This window comes from Stenotrophomonas sp. CFBP 13724 (assembly GCF_014841975.1).
Classification (GTDB): domain Bacteria; phylum Pseudomonadota; class Gammaproteobacteria; order Xanthomonadales; family Xanthomonadaceae; genus Stenotrophomonas; species Stenotrophomonas lacuserhaii.
In genome coordinates this window covers 176715-196496 of record NZ_JACYUW010000003.1, presented here as the reverse complement: position 1 = coordinate 196496, position 19782 = coordinate 176715, and the positions used below count along the sequence as shown (strand labels likewise).

Sequence of the window (19782 nt, the reverse complement as noted above, 5' to 3'; positions counted from 1 at the left end):
AACTGCGCGCGGTTCACGCCGTCCCTGCAGACGGCCAGCGGCCGTCGCTACCGATCCAGTGCGGCATCAGACCGCGTCGGACAACGAGGTGAAGGTGAAATCGCGCAGGCGCATCGGCGGGATCATCATCACGAAGCTGGACTCATCCCCGGCCACCCGCACCGGCTTGCCCAGTTCATCGATGTTGTTGAGCATGATCACCGGCGATTCGTTGAAGCGGAAGTTCTTCACCGGATGCTTGATCTGCCCGTTCTCGATGTAGAACGTGCCGTCGCGGGTCAGGCCGGTCAGCAGCACGGTCTGCGGATCGACCATACGGATGTACCAGGTGCGGGTGACCAGGATGCCCTTCTGGGTGCCGCGCACCAGGTCGGCGGTGCTCTTGTCGCCGCCGCTCATCAGCAGGTTGCCCGGCCGCGCGTTGGCGGTCTTGCCCTGCTTCTGTGCCCAGAAACGCGAGTAGTCGAGGTTGGCGATCTTGCCGTTTTCGATGATGGCGACCTTGTCGCGCGGCATGCCGTTGTCATCCCACGGCAGCACCGGCGCTTCGGGGTGCCACGGATCGGCGTGCAGGTTGACCCGCGGGTCGTACACCTGCTCGCCGAGCTTGTTGCCGCCGCCCTTCCTGGACAGGAAGCTGCGGCCTTCATCGGCCGAGCGCGCATCGAAGAAGCGCATCATGAAGCTGATCAGCCCGGCGGCGGCGGCCGGTTCCAGGATCACCGTGTACTTGCCCGGTTCCAGCGCCTTGGCTTCGGCCGATTCGGTGGCCTTGCGCATGGCGATGCGCACGTCCTGGTCGGCCTTGAAGTCGGCCGCATCCTTCAGGTTGCGGCCGACCCAGCCCGAACCGCGCCCGTCTTCGGTGCGCACCGTGCAGGTGTAATCGAAGCTGCTGGTGCGCTGGTAGCCGAAGTTGCCGTTGCTGTTGGCGGTGGCGACGAAGCCGTGGCCGTCTTCCAGGAAGCCGGCCGCGATCACCCCGGCCTGGCGGCACGGCAGGATCGAATCGGCGGCGACCTTGGCGCGGAACGCCGGATCGATGGCGCCGGTGGATTCGCTGAAGGTCGGGGTAGGGCGATAGGTCTGCTTGCCGATCGCCGGGATGAACTCCGGATTCTCCGGCGCCAGCCGGGCCAGGTCTTCGGCACGGCGCACCACGCGTTCCAGCGCGGCATCGTCGAACTCGTTGATCGATGCGGTGCCGACGCGCTTGCCGAAGGCCACTTCCACGGCCAGCGAGGCATCACTGACGATGCCGCTGGTGGAGATGTTGTTCAGCGCGAAACGGATGTTGCCGTTGATGGACCCGGCCAGGGTCGCGGTGCACTCATCGGCCTTGGACAGGGCGATGACCTTGTCGAGGATGGCCTTGGCCTGCTGTTCGGTGAAGATGCTCATGGGTTTCGGGCTCCAGACCGGTCAGCCGAGGCTGCGTGCGGTGTTGATGACGTTGATGCCATTGAAACGGGCAGTGGACGAACCGTGCGAGACCGCCGAGACCTGGCCCGGCTGGCCCTTTCCGTCGAAGAACGAGCCGCCCAGGCGGTAGTCGCGCTCGTCGGCGACGGCGCTGCAGGCATTCCAGAACTCCGGGGTGCGGATCTGGTAGGCCACGTCCTCCAGCATGCCGGTGATCTTGCCGTTCTTGATCTCGTAGAACAGCTGGCCACCGAACTGCGCGTTGTAGCGTTGCTGGTCGATCGAGAACGAGCCGTCACCGATGATGTAGATGCCGTTCTCCACGTCCTTGATCAGCTCATCCACGCTGAGCTTCTGCTTGCCCGGTGCCATGGACACGTTGGCCATGCGCTGGAACTGCACGCTGGACCACGAATCGGCATAGCAGCAGCCATCGGACTCGGTCTTGCCGAGGATGTGGGCCTGGTCGCGGATGGTCTGGTAATCCACCAGCTTGCCGTCGCTGATCAGGTCCCAGCGTTTGCACTTCACGCCTTCGTCGTCGTACGCCACCGCGCCCAGGCTGCCTTGCTGGGTCTTGTCGGCGAAGATGTTGACCAGCTCGCTGCCGTACTGGAAACGCTGTTCCCGCTTGTCCAGCGTGGCGAAGCTGGTGCCGGCGTAGTTGGCTTCGTAGCCGAGCACGCGGTCCAGTTCCAGCGGATGGCCGACCGATTCGTGGATGGTCAGCCAGGTGTGCGAAGGATCCAGCACCAGGTCGTACTTGCCGGGCTTCACCGAGGGCGCCTTCAACTTCTCGCGCGCCTGTTTGGCCGACGCGATGGCGTCTTCCTTCATGTCGTAGGACGTGGAGTAGTTGACCACCCCGTTGGGGGTGACCACCTTGCCGGCGGCCGAACCGTCCAGGTACTCGTAGCCCATGCCCATCGGCGCGGACAGGCCCTCGCGGGTACGGAACTTGCCGCTTTCCTTGTCGATGGCGGTGATCGTCATCGGCACCCAGATGCGGTGCACGTCCTGGTCGATGTAGGAGCCATCGGTGGAGGCGAAATACTTCTGTTCGTTGACCAGGAACATCATCGAATTGACGAAGCTGGCGCCGGCATTGATCGCCGCCGCGTTGACGTCCAGCAGCAGGTCGACCTTGTCCTTGATCGGCACTTCCATGGAATTGCGGCGTACCGGCGTGCGCCAGCTCACCTCGCCCACGCCGGGGGCTGCAGCCAGCTGCACCGGTGCGGTCTGGATGCCGGCGTTGGCGCGTGCGATGCCCGCCGCCTGCTGCGCCGCCTTGGCGATGTCCGCACTGGCCAGCTGGTTGGTGGCCGCAAAGCCCCAGGCCCCGTTGACCAGCACGCGGATGCCCACACCAGTCGATTCGGTGTTGACCACGTTCTGCACTTTGTCTTCGCGGGTGATCACGAACTGCCGCAGATAGCGGCCGATGCGCACGTCGCAGTAGGTGGCGCCGGCACTGCGCGCCGCCTGCAGGGCGACATCGGCCAGGCGCTTTTTCAAGGCCGGGTCGAGCACGGTCTGCAGTTGTTCGGCGGCGATCGCCTTGCCGAAGAAGGAGGGCACCAGCAGCCCGCCCGCGGTAAGCCCGGTGAGGGCGAGGAAGTCACGTCGTTGCAAGGCTGCTCTCCACGTGTGGATGTTGGACAGGACTCATGCGCCGAGACTGCGCGCGGTGTTGATGATGTTGATGCCGTTGAAACGGGTGGTGGACGAACCGTGCGATACCGCCGATACCTGCGAGGGCTGGCCCTTACCATCGAAGAACGAGCCGCCGAGGCGGAAATCGCGCTCATCGCAGATCGCCGCACAGGCGTTCCAGAACTCCGGCGTGCGGATCTGGTAGGCCGCGTCCTCGACCATGCCGGTGATGCGGCCGTCCTTGATCTGGTAGCAGAGCTGGGCGCCGAACTGCGCGTTGTAGCGCTGCTGGTCGATGGAATACGAGCCGCGGCCGTGGAAATACAGGCCGTTCTCCACGTCCTTGACCATTTCCGCCACGCTCAGCGGCGCCTTGCCCGGCGCCAGCGAGACGTTGGCCATGCGCTGGAACTGCACGCTGGACCACGAATCGGCGTAACTGCAGCCATGCGAGGCGTCGCGCCCGAGGATATGCGCTTCATCGCGGGTGGCCTGGTAGTCGACCAGGATGCCGTCGCGGACCAGGTCCCAACGCTGGGTCTTGACCCCTTCATCGTCGTAGCCCACCGCGCCGAGGCTGCCCGGCTGGGTCTTGTCGGCGGTGAAGTTGACGAGGTCGCTGCCCCAGCGGAAGCCGGCATCGCGCTTGTCCAGCGTGGCGAAGCTGGTGCCGGCGTAGTTCGCCTCGTAGCCCAGCACGCGGTCCAGTTCCAGCGGATGGCCGACATTCTCGTGGATGGTCAGGAACAGGTTGGACGGGTCCAGCACCACATCGTACTTGCCGGCCTTCACCGAAGGCGCAGTGAGCTTTTCGCGTGCCTGGCGCGCGGCGGCCAGTGCGTCTTCGCGCGGGTCGTAGGACTGGCCGTAGCCGACCACCCCGCCGGGCAGTTCGAAGCGCCCGCTGCGGTCACCGTCGAGGAACTCGTAGCCCATGCCCATCGGCGCGGACAGGCCGTTGCGGGTGCGGAACCGGCCGCTGGCCTTGTCCACCGCGGTGGCGGTGAAGGGCAGCCAGATGCGGTGCACGTCCTGGTCGATCCAGGAGCCATCGCTGGAGGCGAAGTACTTCTGTTCGTTGACCAGGAACAGGGTGGAATTGAAGTAGTCCGCGCCGGCGCCGAGCGCGGCGCCGTTGATGTCCAGCAGCAGGCCGACCTTGTCCTGCACCGGCACCGCCATCGCGTTCTTCTTCAGCGGCGTGCGCCAGCTGACTTCGCCCACCCCGGGCGTGGCGGCCAGCTGAACGCGGCGGGTCTGCACCTTCGCGTTGGCACGGGCGATGGCCACCGCCTGCGCCACCGCCTGCACGACCTGTTCCGGCGTGCGCTGGTGGGTGGCGGCGAAACCCCAGGCGCCGTCGACGATCACCCGCACGCCGACACCGGCCGATTCACTGTTGGTGACGTTCTCCACGTTGCGTTCGCGGGTGATGATGCCCTGGCTCAGGTAACGGCCGATGCGTACGTCGCAGTAGCTGGCACCGGCGCCGCGTGCGGCCTGCAGCGCGGCATCGGCCAGGCGCTTGCCGAGCGCCGGGTCACCGGGTTCGAGCAGCTGCTCGGCGGCGATCAATCGCCCATGCGGCAGCATCAGGCCGGCCAGGCCTGCGCCGGTGAAGGCCAGGAAATCACGACGTCGCACTGCCATCACCCCACGTGCACTCAGTTGACACCCGACTTTCGCCAGCGCCATGCAATGGCACAAGTGACTGCAGTCATGGTCGTGTCACAGGCACAATGGCGTTCTGCCACTTTCGTCACGAACCATGACTGAAAAGCCATACTCCCTTGCCTGCGAGCGCAACCGCGATCCGATCGCCGCCGCGCTGGACCCGTTCATGGCCGATCGCCGCCGCGTGCTGGAGATCGGCAGTGGTACCGGCCAGCATGCCGCGTACTTCGCCCAGCGCTGGCCATGGCTGCAGTGGCAGCCCAGCGACCACCCGGACCATCTGGCGGGGATCCGCGCGTGGCGGGACGATGCCGGGCTGGCCAATCTGCAGCCCCCGTTCGCGCTGCAGGCCGCGCTGCCGCCGGCGCCGCCGCTGGCCGTGCCGGCCGGGACCGCGCGCTTCGATGCGGCGTTCAGTGCCAATACCCTTCACATCATGGGATGGGACCACGTACAGGCGCTGTTCGCCGGCCTGCCTGCGCTGCTGGAAGGTGGCGCGCTGCTGGCGGTGTATGGCCCCTTCAATTACGGGGGCGAGTACACCAGTGACAGCAATGCCCAGTTCGATGGCTGGCTGAAGGCCCGCGATCCACGCAGCGGCATCCGCGATGGTGAGGCGGTGCAGGCGCTGGCGGTGGCGCAGGGGTTCATCGCAGTTGACGATCTGCCGATGCCGGCCAACAACCGGTTGCTGCTATGGCGGATGGGGTGATCAGGCGTCGGGGCTGACCTTGAACTTCGCCAGCAGGCGTGCGCTCGCGAGGTGGAGTTCCTGGACAAGCCGATCCACAACAGCATGCCCCAGGCCCTCGGCTCTCAGTTGCAGGTTGACCTCGTGGGCTTCCCCGGGGAGCCTGGCGGCCATGGTTGCGAGCATGTGCAGCGTTGCCGCAGGATCCAGATTCATCGACACCGCCGTACTTTGCCAATCCTGCAGGCGGATATCCCACCACCGGTAATGGCTTCCGATCTTCATGGCCATCTTGATCTTTCGTTGCTGGAGCCCGGGATAGGGGAGCGCGCTGGAGATATCGTAGAGAGGCGCCAACCGGACGTTGCCATCGGCGCCGAACAGCACGGAATAGTTCTTGGCGTGCGCGTCCGTGCCGCCGATGAGATAGTTGAAGACGAGCGCCCGCATCAGCGCATCAACGTCAGCCTGCGGTTGCGAAGAGTGCTTCCACAATACACCTGCAATCTCGGCCGGCCCCGGCCCGCCATGGCTCTGGTATTTCAGGTGCGGGGTGATCGCCAGTGATTGGCAGAAATCTTCCTGATGGACACGTAGCCACCTGTCCTGCCCAAGGACGCGGTCGTAGCGTTCCACCGAGATGGCTGATTCGGTGCCCGCCGTGACCTTCTCGACATGTGCGGCAGCGAGGCCGAAATGACGGGCCAGGCGCAAGCAGAAGATCTCATTCTCCACAAAGCCGTCGTAGTCGCCACTCGGCGGCTTGAGGATGTGGGTTGTCGGCACGCGACCGCTGGGAATGGCCCAGCCACCGTCCGCGCGCTGCATCAGCGCGATCTTGGATTGGGCACCAGCGAGGCTGAACTGCCCTACCTCGTCTGAGATCATGCCGACGCCGCGCGTTTTCCTGAGGGCGGACAGACGCGCCGAGAGTTCGGCATCGGAAAGGTCGACGACCGCATCATCAGTTCCACTCTGGATGGCAACCAGGCGATCGTCGCGTACGAACTGTACCGCTCCCGCACAGTCCTCCCCGACATGGGCGAGAAGCGCGGCTGGATTTCTCGGCGACACCTGAAAGTAGGATCCCCAGCGTTGAAGCAGATCTTCGTTGTCAGGCAACAGGCCCCACAGGAACGCAGAAACAACTTCATGCGCGAATCGGGTGCCGAGCAGCGGCAGACTCAGGGAGAGCGGGTACGCCCCCGGAGTATCGAGCCATCCCCTGTCGTACTGGAAGGTCGGATGGCCATGCGCATCGGTGCTCAGTGTTCCGGCGACGACGCCGGAAAGAAGGACATTCAGTGCCACGCTATTCTCCGCGGTGTCTTACTTTGGCGAAGGCTTCGCCGGCGTGGTTTTCGCCAGCCATCCGTTGACCAGATCGGTCACGCTTCTCTCTGCGGGGGCATCGGTGCCGTCGACACGGAAGGTGGCAGAGGGTTCACGCACGCTCGCACCCCGTGTCGTTCCTTGTTCCGGTCCTGATCCACGAGCAGTGGTGCCCATTACCCTCGCCGCAGGCTGGACCCTGCGCCGGGAAATGATCTGATCGATGTCCGGCAACTGCAGGACGGCACCCGACGAGCGCTGGACGGATCCGGATTCCGCGTCGGACGATGCCGCATCGAGCTGCAGGCCAAGGACGTTGAGTGTCCTGAGCACCAGATTGAGTGCTGCGGCCGGTTTGCCTTTTTCGATCTCGATGATCCAGCGCCTGCTGACCCCCACCCGATGAGCCAGCGTCGCCTGATCCCATGACAACGCCTTGCGACGTTGCCGGATCAGGTGCCCGAGATCATCAGGGGTGCGGACAATCGCCATGACGCAAAGGTAAGCGAAAGCTCACATTTTGTAAAAGTGATTGTTCGTTCACTTTCTACGAATGTAATTGATCGTACACATTGAGGCAGGCGTCCCCCAAGTCTGCTTCAAGCCACCTGGACGATATGCAGCGCCCGCGGGTTGTTCCACTGCGCCAGCAAGGTCGCCTCGCGTGCCTTGGCCTTCTCCAGGTGCGCTTCCTTGACGTGGCCGTAGCCGCGGATGTGCTCGGGAATGCTGGCGATCTCCACCGCCAGCGCAAGCCGGTGGTCATCCAGGCCGTCCAGCAGCAGTTGCACGGTGGCCTCGTAATCGGTGATCAGCCGGCGTTCGCCGACGCGCTCGGCGGTGCGGCCGAACGGGTCCAGCCTGCCACCGCGCAGGAACTTCAGCTTGGCCAGCACGCCGAACGCCTTCAGCATCCACGGGCCGTATTCCTTCTTGATCAGGCGGCCCTGCGCATCCTTCTTCGCGAACAGCGGCGGGGCCAGATGGAAGCGCAGCTGGTAATCGCCTTCGAACTGCTGCTGCAGGCGGCGCTGGAAATCGCCGCTGGTGTACAGCCGCGCTACTTCGTACTCGTCCTTGTAGGCCATCAGCTTGAACAGGTAGCGGGCCACGGTTTCGGTCAGCGCGGTGGAGCCGCCCAGCGTGTCCTGTTCGCTTTTGCGCACGCGATCGACCAGGCGCCGGTAGCGGTCTGCATAGGCCTGGTCCTGATAGTCGACCAGGAATGCGGCGCGGCGCGTGATCATTTCATCCAGCGAGCGCGACAGCCGCTCATCGTCGAGCGGCAGGAACGCCACGTCATCGCCGGCGTGCCCGGGCAGGCCACGCAGCTCGCGTTCGTCGCTGCTGTTGCGCGGTGCGGTGGTGGCGCCCCATTCGGTGCTTTCCCATTCGCCCGGCGGCAACGCGTGCAACGGACCCGGCGTGGTCTCGGCCGAGGTGTGGCCATTGCGGACCAGGCCCGCGGCCTGCTGCACGGCGTGCGGGTCGACCGCGGCCAGGCGGCCCCAGGCAAAGGCTTGCTGGTTCATCGCAACGGCCGCGCCGTTGAGCTCGATGGCGCGCATCAGCGCATCGAAGGACAGCGGCACCAGGCCCTGCTGCCACGCGTAGCCCAGGATGAACAGATTGGCGGCGATCGCATCGCCCAGCAGCGCGGTCGCCAGCTGGGTGGCGTCCAGCAGCAGCGGCGATTCGCCGCCCAGCGCCACGCGGATGCCGGCCACGATGTCGGCGGCGGGGAACTGCATGTCCGGCCGGGTGGTGAAGCTGCCCGGCATGGCTTCATAGGTGTTGAGCACCACCTGGGTGCGACCGGCGCGCACCTTGGACAGCGCCCAGTAATCGTTGACCACCACCATGTCGCAGCCCAGCACCAGGTCGGCCTCACCGGCGGCGATGCGCACGGCATGGATGTCGGCCGGGGTGCGTGCGATGCGGATGTGGGTGGTGACTGCACCGCCCTTCTGCGCCAGGCCGGTCTGGTCCAGCACCGAAGAGCCCTTGCCCTCCAGGTGCCCGGCCATGCCCAGCAGCGCGCCGATGGTCACCACGCCGGTGCCACCGACGCCGGTGATCAGGATGTTCCAGGGCTGCTCCAGCGCGGTCCGTACCGGCGGTGCCGGCAGGTTGTCCAGCAGGGTGGAGGCATCACGCTTGCTGCCCTTGCGCGGCTTGCCGCCGTGCACGGTGACGAAGCTCGGGCAGAAGCCGGTGGTGCAGGAATAATCCTTGTTGCAGTTGGACTGGTCGATATCGCGCTTGCGCCCGAACTCGGTCTCTTTCGGCAGCACCGATACGCAGAAACTCTTCTTGCCACAGTCGCCGCAGCCCTCGCACACCAGCGAGTTGATCACCACCCGCTTGGCCGGGTCTTCCAGCTTGCCGCGCTTGCGCCGGCGTCGCTTTTCGGTCGCGCAGGTCTGCTCGTAGATCAGGATCGAAACGCCCTTCACCTCGCGCAGCTGCTTCTGCACCGCATCCAGCGCGCTGCGGTCATGGAAGGCCACGCCGTCCGGGAACTGGTCGCGCTGCCGGGTCCATTTCTCGATGATGTCCGACAGCACCACGATGGTCTGGATGCCTTCGGCGCGCATCTGCCGGGCGACGTCCGGCACGCTCAGCGGGCCGTCCACCGGCTGGCCACCGGTCATCGCCACCGCGTCGTTGTAGAGGATCTTGTAAGTGATGTTGACCCCGGCGGCGACCGATTGGCGGATCGCCAGCGAGCCACTGTGGAAATAAGTGCCGTCACCCAGGTTCTGGAACACGTGTGGGGTATCGGTGAAGGCGGCCTGGCCGGCCCAGGTCACCCCTTCGCCCCCCATGTGGGTGAAGGTGTCGGTGCTGCGGTCCATCCAGGTCACCATGTAATGGCAACCGATGCCGCCCAGCGCGCGCGAGCCTTCCGGCACGGTGGTGGAGGTGTTGTGCGGGCAGCCGGAGCAGTAATGCGGCACGCGCGGGAAGTTCGCGCGCGGCAGGGCCAGCTCGGCTTCCTTCTCCTGCATCCACTGCAGGCGTTGTTCGATGGAGTCGTTGTTGAAGAACCTCTGGATGCGCCGGCCGATCACCCCGGCGATGGTGGCCGGGGTCAGCTCGCCGGTGGACGGCAGGATCCACTCGCCTTCCTCGTCGTACTTGCCGACGATGGACGGCCGCGGGCCCCAGCTGGCCGGCCAGTTGAAGAACTGTTCCTTCATCTGGCGCTCGATGAAGGCTCGCTTCTCTTCCACCACGATGATGTCTTCCAGCCCCTGCGCGAAGCGGGCGATGCCCTGCGGTTCCAGCGGCCAGGTCATGCCGACCTTGTAGACGCGGATGCCGATGTCGGCGCAGGCCGCCTCGTCCAGGCCCAGGTATTCCAGCGCCTGCAGCACGTCCAGGTAGCTCTTGCCGGTGGTGACGATGCCGAGCCGCGCGCGCGGTGAATCCAGCACGGTGCGGTCGATGCCGTTGGCACGCGCGAACGCCTGCGCGGCCTTGACCGCATAGCGGTGCAGGCGCATTTCCTGGTCCAGCGGCGGGTCCGGCCAGCGGATGTTGAGGCCACCGGCCGGCATCTCGAAGTCCTCGGGCAGCACGATGCGTCGTGCCAGCGGGTCCACGTCCACCGATGCCGATGATTCCACCGTCTCGGCGATGGTCTTGAAGCCGATCCAGCGCCCGGTGTAGCGGCTCATCGCCCAGCCCAGCACGCCCATGTCCAGGATGTCCTGCACACCGGCCGGGTTCAGCACCGGCATCATCGCGCTGACGAACTCGTCCTCGCTGCCGTGCGGCAGGGTGGAACTGCGGCAGGCATGGTCATCGGCCGCCAGCGCCAGCACGCCGCCCAGGCGTGAGGTGCCGGCCGCGTTGGCGTGCTTGAAGACGTCGCCACAGCGGTCCACGCCCGGCCCCTTGCCGTACCACATGCCGAACACGCCCTGCACGTTGGCACCCGGGAACAGGTTGGTCTGCTGCGTTCCCCAGACCATGGTCGCGCCGAGATCCTCGTTCAGGCCGGGGGTGAACTTCACCCTGGCCGCGTCCAGATGCTGGCGCGCGCGCCACAGTTCCAGGTCGAAGCCGCCCAGCGGGCTGCCACGGTAGCCGCTGATGAAGCCCGCACTGTCGATGCCGGCGGCGGCGTCGCGCAGCCGCTGCATCAGCGGCAGCCGGACCAGCGCCTGCACACCGCTCAGGTAGATCCGCCCGGTTTCGCGCGCGTACTTGTGGTCAAGCGTGTAGTCGCGGTCGAGCTGGTCGGCAGAATCGGGAGACGTGAGCTGGGCGGTACTGGTCATGGCTGGCCTGGTTCGGATCGGCTGGCGCCGGCTGCGCTGGCGCAGGACCGGAGGGCGCGGATTGTAACAGTGGCCCGGTCGTCGGCCGGTACTCGCTTCTGGTACCGCACTGCGGTTAGGATCAGGAAGTGGGAGGTTGTTGTTGCAACCTGGGGAAAAATCGATGTCACTTGTTAGACAGTTCCTTGCCAGCCTGGTGCTGGTATCGGGGACAGCCGCTGCATGGGCTGCCCCCCTCCTGCCTGCGCCGCAGGAGTTCTATTTCGATCCTGATCCCGCTGCCGTTCCGGTGGTGGTGGTCCAGGCCGAGGGCGATGAGCTGGTCAGCCAGCTGCTGCGCCAGCGCGAACGGGGGCGCAAGTCGCTCGAGGCGACCGTGCAGCTGGCCGGTGTGGCCATCGCGCAGGGTCGCACCGAACTTGGCCAGCAGCTCTACACCGAAGCGCTGCAGGCCACCGCAGCCAATTCGCCGTCGGGCCGGATGGTGCGCTGGAACCATGGCTGGGACCTGTTCCGCCAGGGCCAGCCTGAGGCGGCGCTGGAGCAGTGGCACGCCGCCGCCAGCGCATTGCGCGGCAATCCGTCGTGGATTCCGCCGACCTACGCACTGGCCCTGTGGGAGCTCGGGCAGAAGGAGGATGCGGTCAAGTGGTATGCCGCCGCCGTCCGCACCGAACCCGGCCAATGGAGCACCTCGACGAACTACCCGAGTCTGTTGCCGACGTGGCGCGACAGCGAGCGCGCCACGCTGGCGCAGGTACAGCAGGCCTGGGCCGCGCAGCCGCCGAAGTGGCCCTGAACGGACATGCCGCGCCAGGCCGCCGGATGGCGAGCCCGGCGCCGGACATCAATCGTCGGCGTTGACCGTGCGGGCTGCGGCCCACTCGCGCAGCGCCTGGACCTGTTCGGCCATCAGCACCGACAGCGGGCGGCTGCCGCGGATTTCCGCCATCAGCACGTCGGTATCCAGCGCCCGCTGGTCGGCATGGGCGGCGTACAGGCCGGCGACGATGGCCTGTTCGATTTCCGCGCCGGAAAAACCATCCGCCGCGGCCGCCAGCGCCGGCAGCGCGAAATCATCGGCATTCAACTGACGACGTGCCAGGTGCAGGCGCAGCAGTTCCACTCGTACATCCGGGCCGGGCAGGTCGACGAAGAAGATCTCGTCGAAGCGGCCCTTGCGCAGCAGTTCAGCGGGCAGTTCGTGCACCTGGTTGGCGGTGGCCACGATGAATACCGCTGCCTTGCGCTCGGCCATCCAGGTCAGCAGCGTGCCCAGCACGCGGCGTGATACGCCGCCGTCTTCGCCGCCGGTCGCCAGGCCCTTTTCGATCTCATCGATCCACAGCACGCACGGCGCCAGCTGTTCGGCCGACGCCAGTGCCTGGCGCAGGTTGGACTCGGTTTCGCCGTGGTACTTGTTGTACAGCGCGCCGACATCCATGCGCAGCAAGGGAACGCCGAAACCAGCGGCGGTCGCCTTGGCCAGCATCGATTTGCCGCAGCCCTGCACGCCCAGCAGCAGCATGCCGCGCGGCGGATCCAGGCCGGCCGGTGCGGCGCCTGCCAGGAACGCGATCCGGCGCTGGTTGACCCAGCGCTTGAGCCGGTTGGCGCCGGCCACGTCGGCAAAGCGCGCGGTGTCGTACTCGTACATCAGGTGGCCGCTGCGGTTGAGCAGTTCGAACTTCAGCCGCGCCAGCTGGGGCAGGTCGTCGTCACCGAGCGCGCCGTCGGCATAGATCAGCTGGCGGGCGATCCGCCGTGCATCGACCAGGCTCAGGCCCTGCAGGTTGCGCAGGATCTTCTTCACCGCCTCGCTGTCGACCTCGACGCGGCGGCCGCCGTGCTCACGCGCGTAACCGGCCGCTTCCTCGCGCAGCATCTTCAGCAATGCGTTGGCGTCGGGCAGGCGCGGGTTGAACCGCGTCGCCAGCGCTTCCAGTTCGGGCGGCAGGGTCACTTTCGCGCCGATCAGCACCAGCACGTGCGGCTGGCTGTGGCGGCGCTGGATGATATCGCGCAGCGCGCGCTGGTGGCTGGCGTAACCCAGGTAGGGATGGAAATCGAGCAGCAGGTAGATGCCGCGCTGGTCGGCCTGCTGGATCATCTGCAGTGCTGCACTGGCATCGGGCGGACCCACTGCATCGTCCTCACGTTCCAGGTCGATGCGGCGCAGGCCTTCGGTGATCGACCAGCGATGCAGTGCCCGCCATACCTGCAGCAGGGTCTGCCGGAACAGTTCGATGATCCGACCCTCATCCTGGGTCTCGATCACGATCAGGGGCGTATTGGCGCGTATCAGGGCGCTGAGGTCCTGCAGTTCGCTCATGGCGGTTCGATCCTTCGGGGGCGCCACGATAACAAAGCCATGGCCCGGGTGGTTCAGCCGCGCGACTATCCCCCTCACCTGCACCGGTGTACGCTCGGGCAACGTTCTCCCGGAAGCGAGGCCTGCATGAAGACCATCCTGGTGGCCGGTTCCAAGGGTGGGGTGGGCAAGACCACCATCGCCACCCACCTGGCCGCACATGCGGCACTGCAGGGCCGGCGTACGGTGATTGCCGACGCCGACCCGCAGGGCTCCAGTACCCGCTGGGCACAGCGCAGGTCCGAGCTGGAAAGCGCGGTGCTGCCGATCGACGTGCACAAGAAGAAGCAATGGGCGCAGAAGCTCCCCGATGGCACCGACACGGTGATCATCGACGCCCCGGCCGGTGCGCTGGCCGACGATATCCTGCATTTCCTCGACGCCGCCGATGCCGTGGTGGTGCCGGTGCTGCCTTCGGCGCTGGACATCGAAGCCATCGTGGGCTTCCTCAACAGCCTGTCCAAGGTGGCCCGCGTGCACAACCGCAAGCTGCCGGTCGGGCTGGTGCTCAACCGCACCAAGCCGTGGACACAGACCTCGCAGCAGGCCATCCAGATGCTGTCCGACTGGCCCTATCCGGTAGTGGCGCAGCTGCGTGACAGCCAGAGTTACGTGGTCATGACCGGACTGGGACGCAGCCTGTTCGATTACCGCTCCGTCCAGGTCCGCGAACACCAGGCCGACTGGGAACCTCTGCTGAAATGGCTGGACAAGGCATGAGCCGCTTGTACCCCTCATCCAATGGAAGACTCCGATGCGTGAACTGATCCTGCTTCGCCATGCCCACGCCGAACCGGCCAGCACCGGCCAGGCCGATCTTGACCGACCCCTTTCGGCGGTCGGACTTGCCGAGGCCGAAGCGGCCGGCAAGTGGCTCAAGGACAACAACCTGCAGCCTGATTGCGTGCTCTGTTCACCGGCACGCCGTACCCGCGAAACCCTGGAGGCGGTGGTCGGCGTCACCGGCTTCTTCGAACACAAGCTGGAAGACAAGGTGTATGACGCTACGCCCGGCACCCTGATCGGGCTGGTCGACGACCGCAACGACGTCGAACGACTGATGATCGTCGGTCATAATCCCGGCCTGGAACGCCTGGTCGCCCTGTTGAACACGGGCGAGACCAGCGATTACCGTGGCATGCCGCCGGCGGGTATCGCGGTGCTGCAGTTCCCCAAGGAAGCCAGCATCGAGCCCGGCGTCGCCAGCCTCAACGCATTCTGGTGGCCGTGATCCGATGAACGCGTGGCAGAGGGGGCTGCTGCTCGGATTGGCTGTGGTTCCGGGAGCGCTGGCCGCACAGCCGGCGCCGCCTGCGGCATTGCCAGCGTTGCCGGCAGTGCAGGTCGTGCACCGCGCGCCGCTGGTGCTGGATACCCAGCGCTCGCGGCTGGGGTTCGAAGTGCGCAGTCGGCTGGGGCAGCGCATCGAAGGCAGCTTTCCGCATTTCGAAGGCCGCATCGAGGTGCTGTCCGATGGGCGCCACCAGGTCCACCTGAAGATGTACACCCGCTCGGTGGAGATCCCCGGCAAGCCGCGCTACACCGGCTGGATGCGCGGGGAAGAGTTCTTCGATGCCGCCCGCCACCCGGTGGTGGAATTCGATTCGCTTCCCTACGACCCGGCCCGGGTGGACCACGGGGGGGACATCGAAGGTCGCCTGATGCTGCGCGGGGTCAGCCATCCGGAAACGCTGCGGGTGGAAAAGGCGGAATGCGCCAGACCCGGCTATGATTGTGATGTCGTCAGCCGCGGGACCGTCCTGCGGGGCCGCTACGGCATGGACAACTGGCAGCTTGCCCTGAGTGATCGAGTGACCTTCGTACTGCGAGCGCGCCTGAGCGAGGCGCCGAAACCGTGAACCTGATGTGCCGCTGGGTGATGCTGGCAGGCCTGCTGCTGCTCGGCGGCTGCGCGTCGCTGTCCAACAGCGAGCGTGAGCGTGCCGCGGGGATCGCCGTACAGGCCCGCTCCACGGTCGTGGACTGCGACCGCGCTGATCGCTGCGCACAGGATTCACCGCTGCGCGCGCTGGCCGGGCGTGCCTTTACCGCATCGACCCCCGACCAGCCCCGGCATTACGCCACCATCCTGGACGAGGGCGAAGAGGCGCTGGTGGCGCGGCTGAACCTGCTGCGCAGCGCCACCCGCAGCATCGACCTGCAGACCTACATCTTCGACAAGGACGACAGCGCCCGGCTGGTGATCGACGAACTGCTGGCGGCCAGCCGGCGTGGCGTGAAGGTGCGCCTGCTGATCGACCAGTTGTCGGCGATCTCCGACCTGCAGATCCTCGGCGCGCTGTCATCGGCCCACCAGAATTTCGAACTGCGCGTCTACAACCCGACCTTCGGCAAGGCGCAGCTGAACTACTTCGACTACGCAGGCAGCGTGCTGTGCTGCTTCCGCCGCTTCAACCAGCGCATGCACAACAAGCTGCTGGTGGTCGATGATGCGATCGGCGTAGTGGGCGGGCGCAACTACCAGGACGACTACTACGACTGGGATTCGGAATACAACTTCCGCGACCGCGACGTGCTGGTGGCCGGTCCCGAAGCGCGGGTGATGGCGGCCAACTTCGAAGCGTTCTGGAAGGCCCCGCGCAGCGTGCCGGCCGAACGCCTGAACGATGTCGGCCGGATCCTGCTCGACAGTGGCCCGCCTTCCCTGCCGCCGGCCGTGTATCGACGGCCCGAGCGGGTCGAGCGGGTGCTGGCTGAAGCCATCGATGATGCGTGGATCACCCGCAGCTTCGTCGATACCGCGCTGCCGGTGGCATCGGTGCGCTACGTCGCCGACCTGCCGCGCAAGCATCGCCGCGAGACCGTCGAGCAGCCACGCAACGGGCAGCATGTCACCGAACCGCAGCTGGACCGGCTGATCGCCGAGGCACAATCCGAAGTGCTGCTGCAGACGCCGTACCTGGTGTTGTCCAAGCCGGCGCGCAAGCTGTTCGCCGACCTGCGCAGGCAGGCCGATCCGCCGCGCGTGCTGGTATCCACCAACAGCCTGGCGGCCACCGACAACCCGATCGTCTACGCGCTGTCCTACAAGTACAAGCGCCGCAACATGCGCGAGTTGGGCTTCAACATCTTCGAGTTCAAGCCGTTCCCGCTGGATGCTCCGGTGGATTACCGCAACCTGCTGCCGGACCCGATCGCCGGCGACGCCCCGGAAGGCGATCGCGGCGGGCTGCTGGGCGGCAGTGCGGCCGGTAGCAATGCGCGGCCTCCCGGCAGCGGCAGCCGCAACGACGCCACCGCACGCGAGGCGGCCCAGCCGCGCAGCAATCCACGCACCGGCAGTGCCTACCAGAATGCACGCGAACGTCGCCGCGCGGCCGGCAGTGAAGTGGAGCGCGACCTGCTGCGCACCGAGACCCGTCCCTCGTTCCTGGGCAGCAAGGCGGTCAATCGCCCGCTGCCGGTGACCCGCCAGGGCGCACGCATGGGGCTGCACGCCAAGTCGCTGGTGGTGGATCGCCGCATCGGCGTGATCGGTACGCACAACTTCGATCCGCGCAGCGAAAACTACAACACCGAAGGCGCGGTGATCATCGACGACCCGGTGTTCGCCCAGCGCCTGGCCGACAGCATCCTGCGCGACATCGATCCACAGAATTCCTGGACGGTGGCACCGCGCAGCAAGCCGCCGGTGCTGTCCGGGCTGAACTACAGCATGGGCAAGGCCTCCGAGGCGCTGCCGATCCTGGATTTCTGGCCGTGGCGCTACGCCACCGACTACGAGTTCCAGCCGGGCCCGGCCTGCCCCGAGCCGCTGCCGCGGCAGCACCCGGACTTCCATGCCTGTTACACCGCCGTGGGTGACTTCCCTGAAGTCAACGTCGGCCCGAAATTGTTGCTGGTGCGCATGCTGACCGCCTTCGGCGCCGGCCTGGTACCGATCCTCTGACTGGAGTCGTGCCGTGCCTTCCGTATTCCGCCACGCGGTTTCCCTTGATGCCCTCAACGCGCTGAGCGCCAACACGGTGATATCCCAGCTGGGAATCGTCTTCACTGCGGTCGGCGATGACTGGCTGCAGGCGACCATGCCGGTGGATGCACGTACCCACCAGCCCTACGGCATCCTGCATGGCGGGGCATCGGTGGTGTTGGCCGAGACCCTGGGCAGCAGTGCCGGCAACCTCTGCGTGGACAACGGCCAGCAGGTCTGCGTCGGGCTGGAGATCAATGCCAACCACGTCCGCGCCAAGCGCGAGGGCCTGGTCACCGGTACCGCGCGTGCGGTGCATGTCGGCCGCAGCACGCAGATCTGGGACATCCGCATCGAAGACGAACAGGCCCGGCTGGTCTGCACTTCGCGCCTGACCCTGGCGGTGGTGGCGGCCGGCCACGGTTGAGTGCCCGGCACCTGGACCGGCGCCGGCAGGACGCCGCGGAACACAGCGTTGCCCGCCGCTGGCCCGTCCGCGCAGCCGCTTTGGCCACCGCGTGCTGGCAGGCGCTACGGTGCTCGGGTATCGTTCCCGCATGAATTCCCCCACTCCGGCCACTCGTGGCGGCGTGGCGCGTGTGTGCCGTTACCTGTACCGCGTACCGCTGCTGCTCATCCACCTGCTTGTGTTCCTGCCGCTGATCCTCATCGGCATGCTGCCGCCGTGGGGCGAACTGCGCGTGGGCGATGAACCGCTTGGCTACAAGGTGGTCAACTGGTGGTCGGCCGGTCTCATGTGGATCTTCGGCTTCCGCCTGGTGCGCATCGGCAAACCGCTGCACGGCGCGGTGCTGTTCGTGGCCAACCATGTCAGCTGGGTCGACATCTGCGTGCTGCACAGCCAGCGCATGATGGGTTTCGTCGCCAAGCGCGAAATTGCCGGCTGGCCGGTGGTCGGCTGGCTGGCCGGGCGCGGGCAGACCATCTTCCACCAGCGGGGCAGCACCGAATCGCTGGATGGGGTGATGCAGCAGATGGTCGTGCGCCTGCGCGAAGGCAAGGGCGTGGGTGTGTTCCCGGAGGGCCGCACCCGTGGTGGTCATGAAGTGGGGCCGTTCCACGCACGCATCTTCCAGGCGGCGGTGGAAACCGGCGTACCGGTGCAGCCGGTGGCGCTGCGCTACGGTGCAGGCGGCGACGCACAGACCGTGGTGGCGTTCGGCCCGCGCGAGAGTTTCTTCGCCAACTTCCTGCGCCTGCTGGGCGAGCCGGCCCGTCGTGCCGAAGTGCATTTCCTGGAGCCGATCAGCGGGCAGGACCGGGAAGGTCGCCGGCGCATCGCCGAAACCTCGCGTACCCGCATCGTTGCGGCAATGGCCGGCAGCTGAGCCGACGGTGTCCGTCCCCGCGCCCGCGATGTCCTTTGATTCCGGTCCGTCCGGACTGCTGACGGCGGCCGATTACCAGCCGCCGCGCTGGTTGCGCAACGCACACCTGCAGTCGATGCTCAGTTCCAGCCGACTGCGCCTGCGTCGCGGGCAGGAACTGCTGGCCGCTACCGGTGCGGCACATCGGGAGCTGATCGTGGATGGCGGGCAGGGCGTGCGCCTGCAGGCCTGGCACAGTGCCATCCAGGCACGCGCGCCCCGCGGCATCGCCCTGCTGCTGCATGGGTGGGAGGGCAGCGCCGAATCCAGCTACATGCGCATGACCGCGGCCCGCATGCTGGCCGAAGGCTTCGACGTGGTGCGGCTGAACTTCCGTGACCACGGCAACACCCACCACCTCAATCCCGGCATTTTCCATTCCAACCGCATCGATGAAGTGGTGCATGCGGCCGCTGACATCGCCCGCCGCTGGCCGCAGCTGCCGCTGGTGGCGGCCGGGTACTCGCTGGGCGGCAACTTCGTGCTGCGGTTGGCCCTGCGCGCGCCGGCGGCCGGCGTGCCGCTGCAACGGGTGGCGTCGGTGTGCCCGGTGCTGGACCCGGGCCTGACCATGGACAGCATCGAAAACGGTCCGGCCATGTATGACTGGTATTTCCGGCGCAAGTGGGCCGGATCGTTGCGGCGCAAGCAGGCGGTCTACCCGGAGCTTAGCGACTGGGATGAACGCGTACTGCGGCTGGACATCCGCGCGCTGACTGCCTGGCTGGTCGAACACCATACCGACTACGGTTCGCTGCAGGCCTATTTCGATGGCTATTCCATCGCCGGTGAGCGGCTGGCGGACCTGCAGGTGCCAGCGGACATCCTGATGGCAAAGGATGACCCGGTAATTCCATACACCACCTTCAACGATTGGCAGCTGCCGCGGTCGGCGCGCCTTCAGACCGCCGAATGGGGCGGTCATTGTGGCTTCCTGGAAAACTGGCGCGGCGATGGATTCTCTGAACGCTGGGTGGCCCAGCACCTGGGACAGGCCGCGCGGGACGGTTGAGCGCGGCCGCGCCTGC

At 66.6% G+C, this 19782-nt stretch carries 16 protein-coding genes; 9 read left to right on the top strand and 7 right to left on the bottom strand.

Features of this window, described 5'->3' with window-relative positions; translation table 11 throughout:
• Positions 1-66: 66 nt before the first annotated feature.
• From IFT63_RS14430 to IFT63_RS14420, 3 genes are read right to left on the bottom strand one after another with little or no spacing between them, the layout of a single operon-like run.
• On the bottom strand, positions 67-1401 hold the full coding sequence (locus tag IFT63_RS14430; RefSeq protein WP_191769083.1) for a TldD/PmbA family protein: 1335 nt from the start codon (positions 1399-1401) through the stop codon (positions 67-69).
• Positions 1402-1422: 21 nt separating this feature from the next.
• Entirely contained in the window at positions 1423-3057 is a 1635-nt protein-coding gene (locus IFT63_RS14425; RefSeq protein WP_192084827.1) for a TldD/PmbA family protein, read from the bottom strand.
• Positions 3058-3090: 33 nt separating this feature from the next.
• Positions 3091-4722 carry a TldD/PmbA family protein gene (locus IFT63_RS14420; RefSeq protein ID WP_042612219.1) on the bottom strand — a complete coding sequence of 544 codons (1632 nt, stop codon included), beginning with the start codon at positions 4720-4722 and terminating at the stop codon, positions 3091-3093.
• Between the two features lie 124 nt (positions 4723-4846).
• On the opposite strand from IFT63_RS14420, the gene IFT63_RS14415 reads away from it, so the two are divergent.
• The gene (locus IFT63_RS14415) at positions 4847-5464 is read left to right on the top strand and encodes a DUF938 domain-containing protein (RefSeq protein ID WP_042612203.1); all 618 of its coding nucleotides are present in this window, start codon (positions 4847-4849) and stop codon (positions 5462-5464) included.
• Here IFT63_RS14415 and IFT63_RS14410 read toward each other — a convergent pair whose 3' ends face one another.
• From IFT63_RS14410 to IFT63_RS14400, 3 genes are all read right to left on the bottom strand, one after another.
• Positions 5465-6754 (bottom strand): HipA domain-containing protein, encoded by a 1290-nt coding sequence (locus IFT63_RS14410; RefSeq protein ID WP_192084825.1) that lies wholly within the window; start codon positions 6752-6754, stop codon positions 5465-5467. It lies immediately after the preceding gene.
• A gap of 18 nt (positions 6755-6772) precedes the next feature.
• Positions 6773-7267: a helix-turn-helix transcriptional regulator gene (locus tag IFT63_RS14405; RefSeq protein WP_192084823.1), complete on the bottom strand. Its 495-nt coding sequence runs from the start codon at positions 7265-7267 to the stop codon at positions 6773-6775.
• A gap of 107 nt (positions 7268-7374) precedes the next feature.
• Positions 7375-11064: an indolepyruvate ferredoxin oxidoreductase family protein gene (locus tag IFT63_RS14400; RefSeq protein ID WP_192084821.1), complete on the bottom strand. Its 3690-nt coding sequence runs from the start codon at positions 11062-11064 to the stop codon at positions 7375-7377.
• Positions 11065-11227: 163 nt separating this feature from the next.
• On the opposite strand from IFT63_RS14400, the gene IFT63_RS14395 reads away from it, so the two are divergent.
• Entirely contained in the window at positions 11228-11863 is a 636-nt protein-coding gene (locus IFT63_RS14395) for a tetratricopeptide repeat protein (RefSeq protein ID WP_192084819.1), read from the top strand.
• Positions 11864-11911: 48 nt separating this feature from the next.
• On the opposite strand, the gene IFT63_RS14390 is transcribed toward IFT63_RS14395, so the two are convergent.
• Positions 11912-13396 carry an AAA family ATPase gene (locus tag IFT63_RS14390; protein WP_042612207.1) on the bottom strand — a complete coding sequence of 495 codons (1485 nt, stop codon included), beginning with the start codon at positions 13394-13396 and terminating at the stop codon, positions 11912-11914.
• Positions 13397-13522: 126 nt separating this feature from the next.
• Between IFT63_RS14390 and IFT63_RS14385 the strand changes: the two genes are divergently transcribed.
• From IFT63_RS14385 to IFT63_RS14355, 7 genes are all read left to right on the top strand, one after another.
• Positions 13523-14155, top strand: a complete 633-nt coding sequence (locus IFT63_RS14385) for a ParA family protein (protein ID WP_192084817.1) — start codon at positions 13523-13525, stop codon at positions 14153-14155.
• A 34-nt stretch (positions 14156-14189) separates the two neighbouring features.
• On the top strand, positions 14190-14666 hold the full coding sequence (locus IFT63_RS14380; protein ID WP_042612209.1) for a histidine phosphatase family protein: 477 nt from the start codon (positions 14190-14192) through the stop codon (positions 14664-14666).
• 4 nt (positions 14667-14670) lie between these two features.
• The gene (locus IFT63_RS14375; protein WP_042612210.1) at positions 14671-15294 is read left to right on the top strand and encodes a YceI family protein; all 624 of its coding nucleotides are present in this window, start codon (positions 14671-14673) and stop codon (positions 15292-15294) included.
• A complete protein-coding gene (locus IFT63_RS14370) occupies positions 15291-17345 on the top strand; it encodes a phospholipase D-like domain-containing protein (RefSeq protein WP_192084815.1) in 2055 nt (684 codons plus the stop codon). Before IFT63_RS14375 ends, IFT63_RS14370 begins: the two co-directional genes overlap by 4 nt.
• Positions 17346-17358: 13 nt before the next feature.
• On the top strand, positions 17359-17793 hold the full coding sequence (locus IFT63_RS14365; RefSeq protein WP_042612212.1) for a hotdog fold thioesterase: 435 nt from the start codon (positions 17359-17361) through the stop codon (positions 17791-17793).
• Between the two features lie 130 nt (positions 17794-17923).
• The gene (locus tag IFT63_RS14360; protein ID WP_042612213.1) at positions 17924-18715 is read left to right on the top strand and encodes a lysophospholipid acyltransferase family protein; all 792 of its coding nucleotides are present in this window, start codon (positions 17924-17926) and stop codon (positions 18713-18715) included.
• 28 nt (positions 18716-18743) lie between these two features.
• Positions 18744-19766, top strand: a complete 1023-nt coding sequence (locus tag IFT63_RS14355; protein ID WP_080335016.1) for an alpha/beta fold hydrolase — start codon at positions 18744-18746, stop codon at positions 19764-19766.
• Positions 19767-19782 lie beyond the last annotated feature (16 nt).